Here is a 17,076-nt window from a genome sequence, read left to right on the forward strand (position 1 = left end):
ATACGGATATCAACCTCAGATCAATATATTTCTGGATATAGTGGCTGGTCATGGACCTCGTCCGGCACCTGCGCTACTTCGTGGCGGTGGCCGAAGAACTGCACTTCGGCAACGCCGCGATCCGGCTCGGCATGGCGCAACCACCCCTCAGCCAGCGCATCAAGCGCCTGGAGGAGGAACTCGGCGTCCGGCTCTTCGACCGCTCCGCCCGGCAGGTCCGGCTGACCGAACCGGGACGGCTGCTGCTCGGCGAGGCCCGCGAGATCGTGGCCCGCGTGGACAGGATGCGCGAGCTGGTGAAGGCGGGCGAGGGCGCGGTGCTCAAGGTGGGCGCGCCGCCCGACCTGGCCGCGGACGTGGTGGCCGCGATGGTCGCGGGCTTTCGCGAGCTGCGCCCGGGCGTCCGGCTCGCACCGGCCGAGATGTGGACGGTGGACCAGGTCAACGCGCTGGCCTCCGGGGCGCTCGACGTCGGGCTGGTGCGGCACCCGGTGACCGCGCCGGGACTGCGGTTCGGGCCCGAGCTCAGCCGGCCGCTCGGCGTGCTGCTGGCCGAGGGGGACGCGCTGGCGCGGCAGGCCGAGGTGCACCCGGCCGATCTGGCGGGGCGGGACCTGCTGATGCCGCCCGAGGAGGGCGAGCCGGGGTTCTGGGCCGAGACGCTGGCCGAATGCCGGCGGCGGGGCTATGTTCCTGCGGAGATCCACCAGGGGTCGGGGCTCGGCCTGGTCCTCGCCGGGGCGGCGGTGACGTTCTGGCCGGCGCCGGAGGAGCCGGGCCCGACCGGCCACGACCGTGCCGCCGGGCCGGCCGGTTCGGGCCGTCCGGACGGGCTGGTGTGGCGGCCGCTGCTCGGCGGGGCGTTGACCTGGCGGCTCTCGACCGCCTGGCGTAGCCCTTCGCCGGCGGTGCTGGACTTCGCGGCGGTAGCCGTACGGACACTCAAGGAGCGCGGCGGAATGGCAGAACGAGGCCCGGCGCCGATCCGGCGGGTCAGCCGCCGGCCGGGGACCCTGGCATGAGCGGGAAGCTGGACCTGGGCCCGATGTTCGCCGCGGCCGGGGTGGAGGGCTGGCTGCACGCGACCGACCTGGAGAGCGGGCGGGAGGTCGGCCACCGGCCGGACAGCGCGCTGCCGATCGCCTCGATCTTCAAGCTGCCGCTGCTGGTCGAGCTGAGCCGCCAGGCCGACGCGGGCGGGCTCGACCTGACCGAGCGCATCACCGTGGGACCCCGGCAGCGGGCCTTCGGCCCCACGGGCCTGTCGGTGATGCTCGACGAGGTCACCATCTCGCTGCGTGACCTGGCCTACCTGATGATCGCGGTGAGCGACAACACCGCGGCCGACGTGCTCTCGGCACGGGTGGGGCTGGAGGCGGTCAACGCCATGCTGCGGAGCTTCGGCCTCACACGCACCCAGGTCGTCATGAACACCACCAGCCTGTACGCCAGCATGGCCGAGGACACCGGCCACGACTGGCCCTACCAGGAGCCGGAGGACCTGGCCCGGATGCGCGTCCTGGACCCGGCCAGGGCCAACAGCAGCACCCCCCGCGAGATGACCCGGCTCCTCGGCCTGATCTGGACCGACTGCGCGGCCTCCCCGGAGCTGTGCGCGTGGATGCGCGGCCTGCTCGGGCTCCAGGTCTGGCCGCACCGCCTGGCCTCGGGCTTCCCGTACGACGACGTCGAGGTCAGCGGCAAGACCGGGAGCCTGCCGACGATCCGCAACGAGGTCGGCGTCGTGGAGTACCCCGACGGGGGCCGTTACGCCGTCGCGGTCTTCACCCGCGCCTTCAGCCCGGCCGCCAACCTGCCCCGCGCCGACGCGGTCATCGGCACCACGGCCCACCTGGCCGTCGACCACCTGCGCGCCGGGCGGGCCTAGCCCGGCAGGCGGACCGCGGCGTACTGCGTGGCCTGCGCGACCAGGCGTCCCTTGGCGTCCCAGACGTGCGCGGTCTCGTCCATGCGCTCGCCGACCACGTCGTCGGCCCGCAGCCGCACCCGCACCGCGCCGGGCGCGGGCAGCCGCCGCAGGTAGGCGGTGAGCTGGATGGTCGGCACCCAGCCGGGGATGCCGAGGTCGTAGGAGACCGGCGGCACCGGGTCGAGCGCGACCAGCAGCGAGAGCGGGTCCCAGTCGGAGCCGTCGGCCAGCCGCTGCCAGCCGGCGATGGACCCGGTACGGCCCGGCTGCCCCACGGCGAAGCCGAGGTTGCCGGGGTGCAGCCGCTGCTCGACGACGTCGAAGAGCGGGATGGTGAAGCCGCCCCCCGCGTCGGCGGGGCTGTGGAAGCAGGCCGCCTCCTCGGGCAGCTCGACCGGCTCCTCGCGGGCCCACCAGGAGTCCGCCTCGTCCAGCACGCCGAGGGTGAGTTGCGCGTCCAGGCAGATCCGGCCGCCCTGGACGAGCTGGGCGCGCAGGTTGGCGGTGGTGCGCCCGCTGCGCAGCGTCTCGACCCTGATCTCGGCCGGGCCGGGGCCGGGGGAGACGAGGAAGGTGCCGCTGATCGTGGTGAGGTGCGGGTGCTCCTGCCCGATGAGCGCGGCGCGGCCCAGGACGGCGAGCAGGTAGCCGCCGTGCAGCTTGGTGCCGACCGCCCACTGCGGGTCGAGGTCGGCGTGGAAGGTGCCGTCCTGCCCGGTGACCGCGGTGGCCTGTGTGAAGGTGCCCATCGTTTTGCCCCAATCTCTCCGGGATCAGGTTGACATCGTCAACCTGACGGTGTCAACGTGCCTGCATGCGACGGGTGAGAGCCAATCCGGGAGAAGGCGCGCTCCTGCGCGGGGAGATCCTGCGGGTGGCCGAGGAACTGCTGGCCGAGACCGGCACCGAGCAGGCGCTCACGCTGCGCGCGGTCGCCGCCCGCGCCGGGGTCTCTACGCCTTCGGTCTACCTGCACTTCAGCGGCAAGGAGGCGCTCATCGAGGCGGTGTGCCTGCGCGCGTGGGACGAACTGGCCGAGAGCATGCGCCTGGCCCGGGCCGACGACCCCTTCGCCCGGCTGGCCCGGCGCGGGCAGGCCTACGCGCGCTTCGCCCTGGCCCACCCCACCCAGTACCGCGTGCTGCTGATGCGCCCCGCCGACCACCGGGCCGCGCAGGCCTGCTTCGACCTCATGCTGGAGACCGTGCGCGACTGCGTCGAGGCGGGCGTGCTGACCGGCGAGCCGGAGAAGCTCGCGACCCGGATGTGGGCGGCCATCCACGGCTGCGTCTCGCTGCTGATCGCCCAGCCCGGCTTCCCGTGGCCGGAGGAGATCGACGACTTCGTCACCAACGTGGTGCGGATGGCCGGCTTCGGCACCGCGGTCGCCGAACGGCTGCCGCGGCGCGGGGTGCTGCCGACCCCCCGGCTCGGGCCGGCGCTGGACGCCGCCTGCCGGACCTTGACCGATCACGATCGGTGAGCGGCCGTAGGTAGATCGTTTGGGGATTCCACGGTGCAATGATTACTCTCTGCGCTAGCGTCTGCACGGTTCGTATTCGCTCTCCGTGAGGTCCGTGCTTCGTGTCTGTTCCGCAGGTGATCTTCCTGGGTGGCCTCGGCCGTAGCGGCACCACGCTGCTCGAACGGCTGCTGGGCCAGCTCCCGGGCGTCGCGCCCCTGGGCGAGGTGGTGCACCTGTGGGCCCGCGGCGTGCTGGCGGGCGAGCCCTGCGGCTGCGGGTCGGCCTTCGCCGCCTGCCGGTTCTGGCACGAGGTCGGCGAGCGGGCCTTCGAGGGCTGGACGGAGCCGCTGGCCCGGCAGATGCTCACGCTGCGTCACCGGGTCGACCGTACGCGCCGCATCCCGTACGTCGACCACCGCGACCTCGGCCAGTACGTCGAGGGCTACCGCCGGGTCTACTCCGCCGCCGCCGAGATCACCGGCGCAGGAGCGGTCATCGACTCCAGCAAGCACGCCTCGCTCGCCTTCTGCCTGCTCGCCGGCGGGGTGGACGTGCGCGTGGTGCACGTCGTGCGCGACCCGCGGGCCGTGGCGCACTCCTGGCGCCGCCGGGTGGAACGCCCCGAGGACGGCCGGCCGATGACCCGCTGGGGCGCGGTCCGCACCGCGATGCACTGGACCGCCCAGAACCTCGCGCTCGACCTGTTCACCCGGCAGGGCGGCCAGGTCACCCGGGTGCGCTACGAGGACCTGCTCGCCGAGCCGCAGCTCACCCTGACCCGCCTGGCCGGCACCCTCGGCCTGCCGTCGGCGCAGCCGCCGTTCCTGTCCGGCAGCACCGCCTACCTGCGTCCGGCGCACACCGTCTCCGGCAACCCGATGCGCTTCGCCGTCGGAGCCGTCGAGCTCTCCCGCGACGACGCCTGGCACGACGGCCTGCCGCGCCCGCAGCAGACTCTGGTGACCGGCCTCACCTGGCCGCTCCTGTCCCGGTACGGCTACCGCGGAGCCGCCGCATGAAGCCCTCGATCGGTGTGGTCGTCCCCACCACCGGCGACCGGCCCGACCAGCTCAGGGCCGCCGTCGAGGCGGTGCTCGCCCAGGCCTACGACGGCGAGCTCGACGTGGTCGTCGTGGTCGACGGCGCCGACGAGCGCAAGGTGGCGCACGACCTGGCCGACGTGCTCGCCCCGGCCGACGTGAGCGCCGACGCGGCCATGGGCGAGGTCTTCTCCGCCGGCCGCCGCGTCGCCACCGGCGTCCTGGTGCCCGCGCCCGTCCAGACCAGCCGCCCGCGCGTCCGCGTGCTGCCCAACCGGCTCAGCCCCGGCCTGCCCGGCTCGCGCAACACCGGCATCTCGGCCTGCGCGACCGAGTTCATCGCCTTCTGCGACGACGACGACCTCTGGCTGCCCGGCAAGCTCGCCGCGCAGGTCAAGCAGCTCGTGCTCAGCGGCGCCGAGTTCGCGAGCTGCGCCATCGAGGTCGCGTACGGCAAGCGCCGGGTCAGCCGCCTGGCCGGCACCGACACCGTGACGCAGGACGACCTGTCCCGCTCGCGCATGGTGATGGTGCACTCCTCGACCTTCCTGTTCCGGCGCGGCACCCTGTGGGCCGACGAGAGCGCGCCCGGCGGCCAGAACGAGGACTGGGACCTCGCCCTGCGCGCCGCCAAGCGCCAGCCCATCGTGCACGTCGACCGTCCGCTGGTCCGGGTCACCTGGGGGGCGTCGCACTACGCCACCCGGTGGGCCGACCGCATCGCCGGGCTGGAGTGGATGCTCGCCCGGCACCCCGAACTGGCCGTAGATCCGCGCGGCGCGGCGCGGATCTACGGTCAACTGGCCTTCCACCATGCGGCACTCGGCCAGCGCAGGGAGGCCGCGCGCTGGGCCAGGCGCACCCTGACCACCCGGCCCGGCGAACCCCGAGGGCCGCTGGCCCTGGCGGTCGCCGCCGGGCTGGTGCCCGCGCGCACCGTCCTGTCCCTGCTGCACGGCCGGGGGCGCGGAATATGACCGGCTGCTCCGCCGGGCCGGTCACGGGTTCCGGTGAGCGGGTGGTCGTCGCGGGGGTGGCGATCGACCCGCTCACCGAGAACCAGGTGGTCCAGCACGTCGTCCGGGCGCTGGCGGCCGGGCGGGGCGGCCACATCGTCACGCCGAACGTCGACATCTGCCGCCAGGTGGCCGGCAGCGCGCGGCTGGCGCGGCTGCTGGCGGAGGCCGAGCTGGTGCTGGCCGACGGCATGCCGCTGGTCTGGGCGGCCAGGATCCAGCGGCGGCCGTTGCCCGAGCGGGTGACCGGGGCCGACCTGATCTGGTCGCTGAGCAAGGCCGCCGCCCGGCACGGGCATCCGATCTACCTGCTGGGCGGCCCGCCCGGGATCGCCGAACAGGCCGCCGGGCAGCTCACTGCGCTGCATCCGCGGCTGAAGGTGGCGGGGGTGGACGCGCCGCCGTACGGGTTCGAGCGGAGCGAGGAGGGTCTCGCGCGGGTGCGGGAGGCGCTGGTCGCGGTCAAGCCGGAGCTCGTCTTCGTCGGGCTCGGCTTCCCCAAGCAGGAACAGGTGATCGCGAACCTGCGCGGCGACCTGCCGGGCGCGTGGTTCCTGGGCTGCGGCTCGGCCATCGCCTTCGCCGCCGGCGCGACCGCCCGGGCGCCGGAGTGGATGCAGGAGACCGGGCTGGAGTGGTTGTTCCGGCTGGGCGGCGAGCCGGGGCGGCTGGCTCGCCGCTACCTGCTGGACGACCTGCCGTTCGCCGCCCGGATGCTGGTGCGCGCCGCACTCGCCCGCCGGTAGCGGCGACGCCCCCTCGCCCGACCCCGTGACAGGATGTCCGGGTCGAGGTCGAGGAAGGTGCTCGCGGTGATCGTCCCCCTGCCCGGCGCGCGGGAGCTGTTCTCCCTCGATCCGGAGATCGTCCAGCTCAACCACGGCTCCTTCGGCGCCGTCCCGATCGAGGTGCAGCAGGCGCAGCGGCGCTGGCGGGACGAGCTGGAGCGGGCGCCCGACCGCTTCTTCGTCCGGTTGCCCGGCCGGCTCGCCGAGGCGCGCGGGCGGATCGCCGCCTTCCTGGGCACCGGCGGCGGGGCGCTGGTCGCCAACGCCACCGAGGGGGTGGCCGTCGCGCTCGGCTCGATCCCGGTCAGGCCGGGCGACGAGATCATCCACACCGACCACGGCTACGCCGCCGTCGAGCTCGCGTTGCGCCGGCACGCCGCCGAGACCGGCGCGGTGCTGGTCCGGGCCGAGCTGGGCGCCGATCCGGTGGCGGCGATCACCGGTGCGGTCACCGAGCGCACCCGGATCGCGGTCTTCGACCACGTGAGCTCGTCGGCCGCCCGGCTGCTGCCGGTGGCGCGGCTGGCCAAGGAGCTGGCCGCCCGCGAGGTGGTGACCGTCGTGGACGGGGCGCACGCGCCCGGCATGCTGCCGCTCGACCTCGACGCGCTGGGCGCCGACTTCTGGGTGGGCAACCTGCACAAATGGGCCTTCGCGCCGCGCCCGGCGGCCATGCTCGCCGTCGCGCCGCACTGGCGGGAGCGGGTGCGGCCGCTCGTGGTCTCCTATGGAGAGGGCTACCCGGCCTCCGTCGAGTGGCGCGGGACCGGCGACTACAGCTCGTGGCTGGCCGCGCCGGAGGGGCTGGCGGTGCTGGAACGGCTGGGGATCGAGCGCGTGCGGGCGCACAACGAGGCCCTGGCCGCCTACGGTCAGCGGGTGCTGGCCGAGGCGCTGGCGGGCGAGGCGGTCCCGGGGTGGCCGGGCGTGCCGATGCGCGTCGTACGGCTCGGCCCCGGGCTGGGCACGACCAGGGCCGAGGCGGATGCGCTGGGTGAGCTGGTGCTCGACCGGCTCGGCTACCAGATCAAGATCGAGCCGGGCGGGCTGCTCAGGTTGTCGGCGCAGATCTACAACACGACCGCCGACTACGACCGTCTCGCCGAGCGGCTGCCCGCCCTCCTGACCGGCCGGCGCTAGGGGCGGGGGACCTGGCGGAGGGGGACAGGGCCGCGGCGGGCGCTAGGTGTGGACGGGGCCGGCCAGGTCGCGGATGCGGGCCACCTCGTCCGGGGTGAGCCCGCGGGCGCCGGAACGCAGGGCCTGGCGCGAGTCCATCGGCCGGAACCCGGTGCGCGACAGGCCCGACCAGGCGAACCCGGGACCGGCCCCGGCCGGGGCGGTGCAGGCGCGGGTGATCCGGCGCCGCGCCCGAGGGCTCCAGGTCAGCCCCGCGTAGTGGTAGAGCTCCATGAACCCGGCGATCGGCGAGGCCGCCAGCGACTCGTAGCCGACCACCCGGATGCCGGGCGTCGCCTCCAGCACCTGCCGGGCGAAGCGCCACAACGCCACCGCCTTGGCGATGCGGTCCCCGGAGCCGGCCAGCGCGCGCAGCTCCAGCACGCTCGGGTGGTCGCGCACCAGGAGCGGCTGGTCGAGCAGCTCGTGGAAGTGGACCGTCCAGCCCAGCCGCTGCCAGCTCGCCACGAACGAGACCGGGTCGCGGACCAGGGCGATCACCTTGCAGCCCAGTTCGGTGGCGAACCAGCCGGCCGACAGGACCGCGAACGGGTCGTCCAGCAGGGCCCGCCGGCCGGTCAGCCTGCCGTACAGGAAGGCTCCGCCGTACCGGGCCAGCCGCCCGAGGTCGTACGGCGAGCGGTTGGCCCGCAGCTCGGCCAGGAAGCCGTACCGCAGGGCCACGGTGTCACGGAAGGCGGGCAGGAAGGCCGCGCTGTTCCCGTCGCAGATGTACTGGAACCGATGCGTGACCGAGGCCCGCAACACGCCGGGGCAGCGGCCCGGCGGATGTTGCGGGTTGAGCGGCTCGTTGACGTAGATCAGCTCGCCGCCCGCGGCCAGCATGCGCCCGGTCCAGCTCGTGCCGCTCCGCGGCAGGCCGGTGACCAGCACGGGCGTCATGTGAGGGCCCATTCGCGCACCCGCAGCGTGTGCCGCCCGAAGGGCCGCAGGCCGTAGCGCTGGTGGAGCTGCCACAGCGGCAGCAGGTTCTTGACCAGCACGCCGCCCGACCAGCCGACGGCCGCGCCGAACGCGCCGTGGGCGGGGATGAGCGCCACGTCCAGCGCGACCGTCACCGCCAGGGCGCACAGCAGATTGCGCAGGCTCGCGGCGGTGTGCCCGGCGGCGGTCAGCACCACGTCGACCATGCCGCAGGCGGTGGAGATCATCATGGTGGCCGAGAGCACCAGCGCGATCGGGATCGCCGCGTCGTAGCCCGCGCCGAAGATCCGCATCAGCCACGGCGCGACCGCGGCGTACCCCAGCCAGACCGGCCAGGTGAGCAGCACCAGCCACATCGTGGTGGTCTGGTAGAGCTCACGCGCCCGCGGCAGGTCGCCCGCGGCCATCGCCCGGACCAGCCGCGGCTGGGCCGCCTGCGCCAGCCCCTGGTTGGCGAGCTGCCCCACGACCCGGAACCTGGTCGCCGCCGCGTAGACCGCGGCCTGCGCCGGCCCGCCCAGCACGGCCACGATCACCAGGTCGAGCCGCTGGAAGACGGCCTGGATCGCCCCGGCCACGGCCCGCGGCCCGGTGTGCCGCCACAGGTCGCGCCCGGTGCCGGGCAGGTAGGGCGTGTGCGGCATCCGCCCGCGCAGGGCGGCCATGGCCAGCACGAGCACCACGCCGTACGGCACCGCCCACGCCACCGGCATCAGCGAGACCGCGCCCCACGCCGCGGCGCTGACCAGCACGAGCTGTGCGAAGGGCAGCAGCAGCCCGTCGCAGAGCACGGTCGGCCGCATGCTGCCGAAGCCCCGCGTCGCGGCGAGCAGGATGTCGGCGGCCACCATGACCGGCACGGCGTAGGCGAGCGGCCCCAGCACCGGCTCGAACAGCACCCCGGCGAGCACCGCCAGCGCCACCGAGGGCACCAGCGCCGCCCGCAGGTAACCCGAGATGCCGCGGTACCCGTAGGTCTCGGCCCGGGAGATGAAGAAGATCAGCCCGTTGCCCGCGTCCAGCCGGCAGATCCCGGCGGTCATGAGCGCCAGCGCCACCGCGGCGAGGAACGACCCGGCCTCCTCCAGGCTGGTGGTGCGGGTGACCACGACGACGAGCCCGAACTGCGCGAGCGCGCCGGCCGCCGCGCCGGCCAGCCCGGCCAGCCCGGCGCGCGCGAGGCTCACCGCCACGACGGCTCACCGCCCAGCCAGCGCACGAGCTGGGTGTCGTAGACCTCGAAGTGGTCGAGCAACGCCTGCCGGGTCGAGGCGGGCAACGGGCTCGGCCGCGGGCGGCTGTTGTGCCGCTCGAAGACCGGGTCGCCCATCCGGGGCACGCCCAGGAACTCCAGCACCCGCTCGTAGCTGCGCTCGGGCTGGGCGAAGAAGCGGTGGCTGTCCAGCACCAGGATGCGCTCGCGGCCGAAGAGCGGCTCCAGCCGGTCGAGCTGCTCGGCGTAGCGGCCACGCGCCAGGTAGGCGTGGTGGCGGTGCGAGTGGTGGACGGCGTGCGGCTCCTCGCGCAGCAGCCGCTCGGCCCCGGCCAGCCGCTTGGCCTCCAGCTCGACGGCGTACTCGAAGCTCGACTCGGTCTCGTAGCCGCGGGCCAGCTCGTGGGCGTGCGCGGAGTAGGCCCGCTCGACCGGGTCGCGCACGAGCACGATCAGCTTGACGCCGGGCAGGTCGTGCGCGATGCGGCGGCCGGCCAATGGGTGGAACAGGTAGTACGGGGAGGACTCGAAAGGCAGGGGGCGCCTGCCGTACCGGCGGCGGATCAGCGCCGCGCCGACGGTCAGCGGGAAGTGGCCGCGGTACCAGTCGAGGCCGCGCTCGTAGCCGGTGTCGAAGTAGTGCACGCCCTTGTGCAGCACCGGCTTGAGCAGCAGCGGGTGCTGGGCCAGCGCGCGGTAGAGCGAGGTGGTGCCGCACCGCTGCGCGCCCACGATGAGGAAGCCGGGCAGGACGCGGCCGGCGGCGGTGAGCCGCCCCGCCGCGCGCGACACCGACAGGACCGACCGCTTCATCGCGTTCACAGCAGTGCCTCCTGGTGGTCGACGAGCGGGTTGAGCCAGCGGTCCGGCGGGCCGAGCGGCTCGTGGCCGTCGGCGGCGTGCCGTCCGGCGAGTGTGATCAGGTAGGCGAGCGCGGTCCGGCGGGCCTCGGCGGCGCTGAGGCCGAACGGCTCCAGCGTGCGCAGCGCCCCGGCCAGACAGGCGCGTGCCGCGGTGGCCGGGTCCATCCGGCGCAGGCAGCGCTGGAAGTGGTGATGGAGCGCGTCGAAGCCGAGCGGCACGCCCAGCTCGTACCGCTCCCAGTCCCAGACCAGCAGCCGCCCGTCGGCCGAGGGCGCGACGTTCCACGGCGACAGGTCGCCGTGCCAGGCCCCAGGGCCGGTCGAGGCGATCTCGGCGACCGCCTCGGCGAGCAGCCCGGGAGGCACCCGGCCCGGCCGGACGGGCAGCGGCGCGAGCGCCAGGACCGCCTGCCCGCGCCAGGTGCCGTGGTGCAGCACGGCCGGCGGCACCACGGTCTTGAGCGGCAGGTCGGCCAGCCGCGCCAGCGTGGCGGCCTCGGCGTCGACCAGCGCCCGCGTCTGCGGCGTGTCGCCGATCTTGACGTAGGCGATCAGTCCGGAGGCGTCGTGCGCCTCCAGGATCGGCTTGCGGTTGGCCCGCCGGGCAGGGCGGACCAGCAGGACCGCGCGCACCGGCGTGCCGAGCACCTCGCTCAGGTGGCTCTCGATCGACCCCTCGACGGGCAGGTCGACCCGCGGCCCGAGCGCCGCGTGCCACCACCGGCGCGGGGCCAGCCGGCGGGGGAGCACGGCGTGCGGCAGCACACTGTACGGCCGGCAAGCCCCCGGCCCGGGATAGAGCAGGCTGATCGTCTGGCGCAGGTAGCGCAGGCGGAGTCGGGCATCTGTCAGCATGGCGCCTGGTTCCTCCAGAGGAGGGCGAAGGAGATGAGGTACAGGCTGAGCGGGGTGACCAGGCCGTCGTAGACGAACATGTAGAGCAGCACCAGGAGCATGACGAGCACGCCCGCCAGGCCGATGGGACTGCGGTCCGTCCAGTGGCGGCGCACGGCGCCCAGGAAGAAGGCGACGTAGAGCGCGGCTCCGGTGAAGCCCTGCGTGATGAGCAGGTGCCAGAGCTGCCCGTCGCTGCCGAGCGGCGGGTGGGAGCACTGCGGGCACCACGGGGTCTTGCCCGTGGTGACCGAGCGGTGGTTGCCCAGGGCGTTGCGGGTGTTGCCGTAGCCGATCACCGGCGAGTGGGCGGCCGCCTGGATCGTCGCCGAGACGGTGAAGCCCCGGATGTCGTTGCTGTGCGGGTTGTCCAGCCGCTGGGCGACCAGCGGGGCCAGCGGGCTCAGCAGGAACACCGCCGCGCCCGCCCCGGCGGTCAGGCACAACGTCAGGCGGGTGCGGGGGACGCGCACGATCAGGTAGCAGACGGCCAGGCCGAGGCCGATCCACAGGCCCCGGTTGAGCGAGTACACGACCGGGATCGTGGCCAGCGCGAGCATGACCGCCGTGAAGGTCCTGCGGCGCGGCCCGCCGTACACCCACCAGCCGACCACGAACCAGATCAGCAGCACCGACAGGTTGCTGCCCCAGGCGTTGGCCCACTCGAAGGGGGCCTCCGGGCGGGGTGAGGCGTAGCCCAGGACCTTCTGGGTCTGGGCGGCGGTGGGGTGGATGAGGTTCTGCACGAAGGAGTTGCCGGCGAGCCAGTCCGGGAGCAGCCGTTCGACCGGCGAGGTGAAGGCGAAGCCCGGCAGCAGCACGCCGAGCAGGCCGCCGGCGACGGTGGTGCAGAACAGCACGCCGAGCATCCGGACCAGCCGGAGCTGCGGGAGCTCGCGTTCGGTGAGGTTGCCCAGGTACAGGACCATGACCAGCATGGCCAGGTAGAGCGACAGCCGCATCAGGTAGCCGACGACGCGGCCGGTGCCGAGCTCGCCGTAGGTGCCGGGCGGCAGCTCGCCCAGCATGAGCGCGCTGATCAGGTAGCCGGCCAGCAGCAGCGCCCACAGGCCGAAGCCTTTGGGCAGCCGGATCGGGCGTCGCCGCCACAGGATGACGGCCATGGGGACGGCCAGGACGACCACCGACAGCCCGCCGAAGCCGAGCGCCCACCAGAGCGGATAGCCGACCAGCAGGGCCGTGATCGGCCAGGCGGGCCCTTTCATGCCTGGTCCGTGACCACGGGGATCGGGGCGGTCTCGCCGGGGTGGCCCGACGGCCGCGGGGCGGCGGGCGTCTTCGCCGCGGAGCGGGTGATCACGCCGACGACGGGGACCTCGTGGCGGCGAAGGTGGCGGGCGGCGGCTGCGACGTCGGTGGCGGTGGCCCGCCGGAGCGTGACCAGCAGCACCGCGGCGTCGGCCAGCCCGAGGTCGTGCACGCTCGAACCGTCGAGCAGGGCGAACGGCAACGCGAAGGGCAGCACCGGCTGCTCGACCGGCTCGCGGGGTACGGCGCGGACCAGCAGCCGTTCGCCCCGGCAGGAGGCGATCAGCGAGGAGGCCGGCTCGTGCGGGTCCGGCGCGGGTGCCGACAGGTCGGCCAGTACGGCCAGCCCGGTGAGTCGCTCGACGTCGGCGGCGGTGCGCAGCCGGGTGTCGAGCCGGTCGCGCAGGTGCGCCAGCCCGGTCCCGGCCAGCAGCCCGGCCATGAGCCCGGTGCCCAGGTAGAGCGGGGGACTGGGCCGGCTCGGCGCGGCGGGCGGCTCGGCCGGGCTGATGACCGTGCCCGGCGTCACCGCGACCGTCTTCAGCGCGTCGTACCTGGTGGTCAGGACGGTGGCCTGCCGGCTGAGCACGGTCTGCCGGTGCAGGGCGAGGGTGCGCTCGGCGCTGCCTCTGGTGAGCTTGGTGAGCCCGGCGACCACCTCGGTCAGCGAGGCGTTGACCTGCTTGATCTTGGTGTAGAGCGCCTTGAGCTGCGCGTCGAGCGCGTCCTGGGCGTTCTCCTTGCGGTGGGCGAGGTAGGCCTTGGCGTAGGCCCGCGCGTGCGCGGCGGCGAGCGCCGGGTCGGGCCCGGTGACCGCGATCGACAGGATCGCGGAGTTGGGCGGCACGGTGACCTCGGGGCGGGCGAGCGTCGTGGTCCCGGCCAGCTCGGCGGCCTTGGCCGCGACGACCGCCGACTGCGCGATCTGCGCCTCGGTGTCCAGGTTGAGCGCTTCCCGCTGCCGGGCGGTGACCTGGTTGTTCTGCTCCTGGATCCCGCTCGGGCTGACCAGCACCTGCGTGGTCGCGGTGTAGGCCGGCGGCACGAGCTGCAGGGCCAGCGCCGAACCCAGCCCGCCCAGCAGCACGCAGGCGAGGAAGAGCAGCCTGCGCCTGCGGAAGAGGGCGAGGTGCTCGGCCAGGTCCGTGCCGTGCGACGGGATCATGTAGGACTATTCCTTGTACAGTGCGTTGTCGAGTGACGACTCTGGGTCACTATAGGGTGGACCGACATTTCCCTGACTCAATACAGAAGATTTTCTCCGGTACGGCGAAGCGCCCTGGAGTACGTTGTCCCGATTTCCAGAATTTCGAGAATTCCGAGAAAGAGGTCCGGTTATTCATGCGGACAAAGGCTTATTTCCGGACAATAGCCTGCATTCTTGCGGCGGTGATTCCGGCCACCGCCTGCTCGGGCGCCCGTGGTGCGGCTCCGACCGCCACCGCCGCCCGCCCTACCGTGACCCCTCAGTCATGCGTCGCGACCGCCAAGCTGATCCCCTCCTGCGGCGCCTGGTGGGGTGTGGCGCCGGAGGTCTTCACCGGCCTGCGCCCGCGCCGCGCCCTCGAACGCGCCGAGCGGCGGATGGGCCGCAGCGCCGACATCCTGCACGTCTACCACCGGGGCAGCGAGCTCTTCCCCACCGCGCAGGAGATCGAGCTGGCCCGTGACCCGGAGACGCCGAGGCTGCTCCTGATCAACTGGAAGCCGTCCTTCGACCACACCTGGGCCGAGATCGCCGAGGGCGCGCTCGACAGCCGGATCGACCGGCTGGCCGCCCACCTGCGCACCCGCTTCCCCGAACGGTTCTTCCTCACCGTCCACCACGAGCCGGAGGACGACGTCTCGCCGGCCGAGGGCTCGGGCATGACCGCCGACGACTACGCCGCGATGTTCCGGCACGTCGTGCTCCGGCTGCGCGAGCGCGGCGTGCGCAACGCGGTGACGGTGATGACCTACATGGGCGCGCCCAACTGGGCCTCGCAGTCGTGGTTCGAGCGGCTCTACCCCGGTGACGACGTGGTCGACTGGGTGGCGATGGACCCCTACGCCGACGCGCGGGTCGCCGACTTCAGCGGCCTGGTGAACAAGACGCGCCGGGAGTACGCCCAGTGGCCGGGCTTCTACCGGTGGATGCAGCGCCGCTTCCCGGGCAAGCCGATCATGGTCGCCGAGTGGGGCGCCTTCGAGCGGCCGGGGCAGCCCGACTTCAAGCCGGCCTTCTTCGACTCCGTGCGGGCTCAGCTCGGCGGCTACCCGCAGATCAAGGCGCTGGTCTACTTCGACTCGCCGCGCGCGCCGCGGGGCGACACGCGCTTCGACGTCACTCCGCGGGCGGCTGAGGCGTTCGCGAGGCTGGCACGAGATCGGCGTTTCCACGCGACGCCGGTGCCCCGCCCTTGAGACGCCAGACCAGCACGCCGACCGGCACCGCCGCGGCCAGGATCCACAGGGTGGCGGTGTTGCCGACGCCGAGCAGTTTCAGCGCCGAGGCCAGCAGCACGTAGGCCAGCAGCGCGCGGATCACCCCGGCGGGGGCCCAGGCCGACAGCCGGGCGCCCAGGTAGACGCCGGGGATCGAGCCGATCAGCAACGACACGGTGAGATCCAGCCGGAAGTCGCCGAAGAACAGGTGGCCCAGGGCGGCCGAGGTGACCAGCGGGACGGCCTGCACCAGGTCGGTGCCGACCAACTCGTTGGCCCTGAGCATGGGGTAGAGCGCCAGCAGCGCCACGATGATCAGCGAGCCGGACCCGACGGAGGAGACCCCGACCACCAGCCCGCCGACCAGGCCGACCAGGACGGTAGGGACAGGGCGCACGGAGATCTCCCGTGCGCCGACCGAGCCGCCCCGGTCGCCGAACAGCGTCTTGAGCACCAGCCCGGCCACGGCCAGCAGCAGCGCCACGCCGAGCGCCGACTTGACCGCCCCCTGCACCGCCGCGCCCTCGCCGAAGGCGCGGATGAGGAAGACCCCGCAGAAGGCGGCCGGCACCGACCCGACGCACAGCCAGGCCACCAGACGCAGGTTGACCGTCCCGCGGCGCAGGTGGACCATCCCGCCCACCGGCTTCATCACGGCCGAGGTCACCAGGTCGCTGGAGACCGCGGCCAGCGGCGGCACGTTGAAGAAGAGCATCATCATGGGCGTCATCAACGCGCCTCCGCCCATCCCGGTCAGCCCCACGACGATGGCGACCAGGAAGGAACCGGCGACGAGCGGGAAATCGATCAACGTATCCAGCCTCCGCTGCGCAGGGCGCCGAGGACGCGGGCGACCGCGCTCTCGACCGGGACGTGCGTGGTGTCGATGACCAGGTCGGCGTCGTCCGGCTCCTCGTAGGGGTCGGACACGCCGGTGAACTCGGGGATCAGGCCGGCGCGGGCCTTGGCGTACAGGCCCTTGCGGTCGCGGCGCTCGCACTCCTCCAGCGGGGTCGAGACGTGCACCAGCAGGAAGTCGGCGCCGACCGCCTCGACCTGCTCGCGCACCTCCTCGCGGGTCGCGGCGTAGGGCGCGATCGGCGCGCAGATGGCCAGCCCGCCGTGCCGCGCCACCTCGGCGGCGACGAAGCCGATGCGCCGGATGTTGGCGTCGCGGTCCTCGCGGGAGAAGGTCAGGCCCTTCGACAGGAGCTGCCGCACCACGTCGCCGTCGAGGTAGGTCAGCTTGCGCGAGCCCTCCTCCAGCAGCGCGTCGCGCAGGCCGCGGGCGATGGTGGACTTGCCCGAGCCGGACAGGCCGGTGAAGAAGACCACCAGGCCGCGGCGGTGCGGCGGGCCGGGCAGGACGATCGGCTCGGGGCCGGGCAGGTGCTCGGTGGCGCCGTAGTTCTCCGCGACGTACTCGCGCAGCTCCAGGTCGATCTCCGGGTCCTCGCGGGGGGCCAGCGGCACCGCGACCACGGTGGCGTCGAGCTCCTTGGCCGACTTCAGCGCCGCCCGGACGATCGCGGGGCCGGCTTCGCCGTACACCAGGGGGAGCAGCAGGATCGCGGCGTCGAGTTCCTGCGCGGTGGCCCGGATCTCCGTCAGCGAGTCCAGGGGGCCGCGCATGGTGACCGCCAGCGCGGGCCGGCCGCCGAGTTCCTTGACGACCTCCGCGGGCGTACGGCGCAGCCGCGCGAACGGCCCGTGCTCGATCGGCCCCAGCGCCCTGACCTGCCCGGTGGCCACGGTGAGGACGGCCAGCGGCACGCCCTCGGGGTCGAGCAGGGTGACCTCCTCGGTCCCGGACCCGGCGGCGAGGTGGTCGGGCAGGTGGATGGTGACCGGGGCGGGCCAGGGCGTGCCGTCGGGCAGAGCGCCGGTCTCGGCGACCGCGTGCGCCTCGTCGTGGCCCATGAACCCGGTCAACGGCTGGAAGGCGCCGGAGAGCAGCAGCTCCAGGTCGGCGAGCTCGTGCGCGTCGGGGGTCCACTCCGCGTGTGTCATCCAACTATTCCGATCGACTTGGTAGGAAACAACTGTAACC

At 73.8% G+C, this 17,076-nt stretch carries 17 protein-coding genes; 8 read left to right on the top strand and 9 right to left on the bottom strand.

Features of this window, described 5'->3' with window-relative positions:
- Positions 1-50 precede the first annotated feature (50 nt).
- Positions 51-1,022, top strand: coding sequence for a LysR family transcriptional regulator (locus tag ACIBG7_RS33315; protein WP_397338756.1), 972 nt, complete (start codon positions 51-53; stop codon positions 1,020-1,022).
- Positions 1,019-1,888, top strand: coding sequence for a serine hydrolase (locus ACIBG7_RS33320; protein WP_397338757.1), 870 nt, complete (start codon positions 1,019-1,021; stop codon positions 1,886-1,888). Before ACIBG7_RS33315 ends, ACIBG7_RS33320 begins: the two co-directional genes overlap by 4 nt.
- Here ACIBG7_RS33320 and ACIBG7_RS33325 read toward each other — a convergent pair.
- Complete coding sequence (locus tag ACIBG7_RS33325; protein WP_397338758.1) at positions 1,885-2,679, bottom strand: thioesterase family protein; 795 nt, start codon at positions 2,677-2,679, stop codon at positions 1,885-1,887. The two genes, ACIBG7_RS33320 and ACIBG7_RS33325, sit on opposite strands and share 4 nt — an antisense overlap.
- Positions 2,680-2,744: 65 nt before the next feature.
- Here ACIBG7_RS33325 and ACIBG7_RS33330 point away from each other — a divergent pair, with 65 nt between their 5' ends.
- The 5 genes from ACIBG7_RS33330 (at position 2,745) to ACIBG7_RS33350 (ending at position 7,379) form a co-directional block, all read left to right on the top strand.
- Positions 2,745-3,413: a TetR/AcrR family transcriptional regulator gene (locus ACIBG7_RS33330; RefSeq protein WP_357923200.1), complete on the top strand. Its 669-nt coding sequence runs from the start codon at positions 2,745-2,747 to the stop codon at positions 3,411-3,413.
- A 101-nt stretch (positions 3,414-3,514) separates the two neighbouring features.
- Positions 3,515-4,414: a sulfotransferase gene (locus tag ACIBG7_RS33335; protein ID WP_357923202.1), complete on the top strand. Its 900-nt coding sequence runs from the start codon at positions 3,515-3,517 to the stop codon at positions 4,412-4,414.
- Positions 4,411-5,412 (top strand): glycosyltransferase family 2 protein, encoded by a 1,002-nt coding sequence (locus ACIBG7_RS33340; protein ID WP_397338759.1) that lies wholly within the window; start codon positions 4,411-4,413, stop codon positions 5,410-5,412. The genes ACIBG7_RS33335 and ACIBG7_RS33340 overlap by 4 nt, the downstream gene beginning before the upstream one ends.
- Positions 5,409-6,197: a WecB/TagA/CpsF family glycosyltransferase gene (locus ACIBG7_RS33345; protein ID WP_397338760.1), complete on the top strand. Its 789-nt coding sequence runs from the start codon at positions 5,409-5,411 to the stop codon at positions 6,195-6,197. The genes ACIBG7_RS33340 and ACIBG7_RS33345 overlap by 4 nt, the downstream gene beginning before the upstream one ends.
- Before the next feature lie 66 nt (positions 6,198-6,263).
- On the top strand, positions 6,264-7,379 hold the full coding sequence (locus tag ACIBG7_RS33350; protein WP_397338761.1) for an aminotransferase class V-fold PLP-dependent enzyme: 1,116 nt from the start codon (positions 6,264-6,266) through the stop codon (positions 7,377-7,379).
- Positions 7,380-7,421: 42 nt separating this feature from the next.
- Here the strand turns inward: ACIBG7_RS33350 and ACIBG7_RS33355 are convergent, their stop codons facing one another.
- From ACIBG7_RS33355 to ACIBG7_RS33380, 6 genes are read right to left on the bottom strand one after another with little or no spacing between them, the layout of a single operon-like run.
- On the bottom strand, positions 7,422-8,321 hold the full coding sequence (locus ACIBG7_RS33355) for a sulfotransferase (protein WP_397338762.1): 900 nt from the start codon (positions 8,319-8,321) through the stop codon (positions 7,422-7,424).
- Positions 8,318-9,556, bottom strand: coding sequence for a lipopolysaccharide biosynthesis protein (locus ACIBG7_RS33360; protein WP_397338763.1), 1,239 nt, complete (start codon positions 9,554-9,556; stop codon positions 8,318-8,320). The genes ACIBG7_RS33355 and ACIBG7_RS33360 overlap by 4 nt, the downstream gene beginning before the upstream one ends.
- Positions 9,547-10,389: a sulfotransferase domain-containing protein gene (locus ACIBG7_RS33365; RefSeq protein ID WP_357923327.1), complete on the bottom strand. Its 843-nt coding sequence runs from the start codon at positions 10,387-10,389 to the stop codon at positions 9,547-9,549. The genes ACIBG7_RS33360 and ACIBG7_RS33365 overlap by 10 nt, the downstream gene beginning before the upstream one ends.
- A gap of 5 nt (positions 10,390-10,394) precedes the next feature.
- Entirely contained in the window at positions 10,395-11,294 is a 900-nt protein-coding gene (locus ACIBG7_RS33370) for a hypothetical protein (protein ID WP_397338764.1), read from the bottom strand.
- Complete coding sequence (locus tag ACIBG7_RS33375; protein WP_357923216.1) at positions 11,288-12,559, bottom strand: hypothetical protein; 1,272 nt, start codon at positions 12,557-12,559, stop codon at positions 11,288-11,290. Before ACIBG7_RS33375 ends, ACIBG7_RS33370 begins: the two co-directional genes overlap by 7 nt.
- Complete coding sequence (locus tag ACIBG7_RS33380) at positions 12,556-13,767, bottom strand: Wzz/FepE/Etk N-terminal domain-containing protein (RefSeq protein ID WP_397338765.1); 1,212 nt, start codon at positions 13,765-13,767, stop codon at positions 12,556-12,558. The genes ACIBG7_RS33375 and ACIBG7_RS33380 overlap by 4 nt, the downstream gene beginning before the upstream one ends.
- A gap of 224 nt (positions 13,768-13,991) precedes the next feature.
- Here ACIBG7_RS33380 and ACIBG7_RS33385 point away from each other — a divergent pair, with 224 nt between their 5' ends.
- Complete coding sequence (locus ACIBG7_RS33385) at positions 13,992-15,005, top strand: glycoside hydrolase family 26 protein (protein WP_397338766.1); 1,014 nt, start codon at positions 13,992-13,994, stop codon at positions 15,003-15,005.
- Here ACIBG7_RS33385 and ACIBG7_RS33390 read toward each other — a convergent pair.
- Positions 14,926-15,837, bottom strand: coding sequence for a sulfite exporter TauE/SafE family protein (locus ACIBG7_RS33390; RefSeq protein ID WP_397338767.1), 912 nt, complete (start codon positions 15,835-15,837; stop codon positions 14,926-14,928). The genes ACIBG7_RS33385 and ACIBG7_RS33390 overlap by 80 nt on opposite strands.
- On the bottom strand, positions 15,834-17,036 hold the full coding sequence (cysC, locus tag ACIBG7_RS33395) for an adenylyl-sulfate kinase (protein ID WP_357923224.1): 1,203 nt from the start codon (positions 17,034-17,036) through the stop codon (positions 15,834-15,836). The genes ACIBG7_RS33390 and cysC overlap by 4 nt, the downstream gene beginning before the upstream one ends.
- Between the last annotated feature and the right edge of the window lie 40 nt (positions 17,037-17,076).

Origin of the sequence: Nonomuraea sp. NPDC050328 (assembly GCF_044459405.1) — a bacterium.
GTDB lineage: Bacteria > Actinomycetota > Actinomycetes > Streptosporangiales > Streptosporangiaceae > Nonomuraea.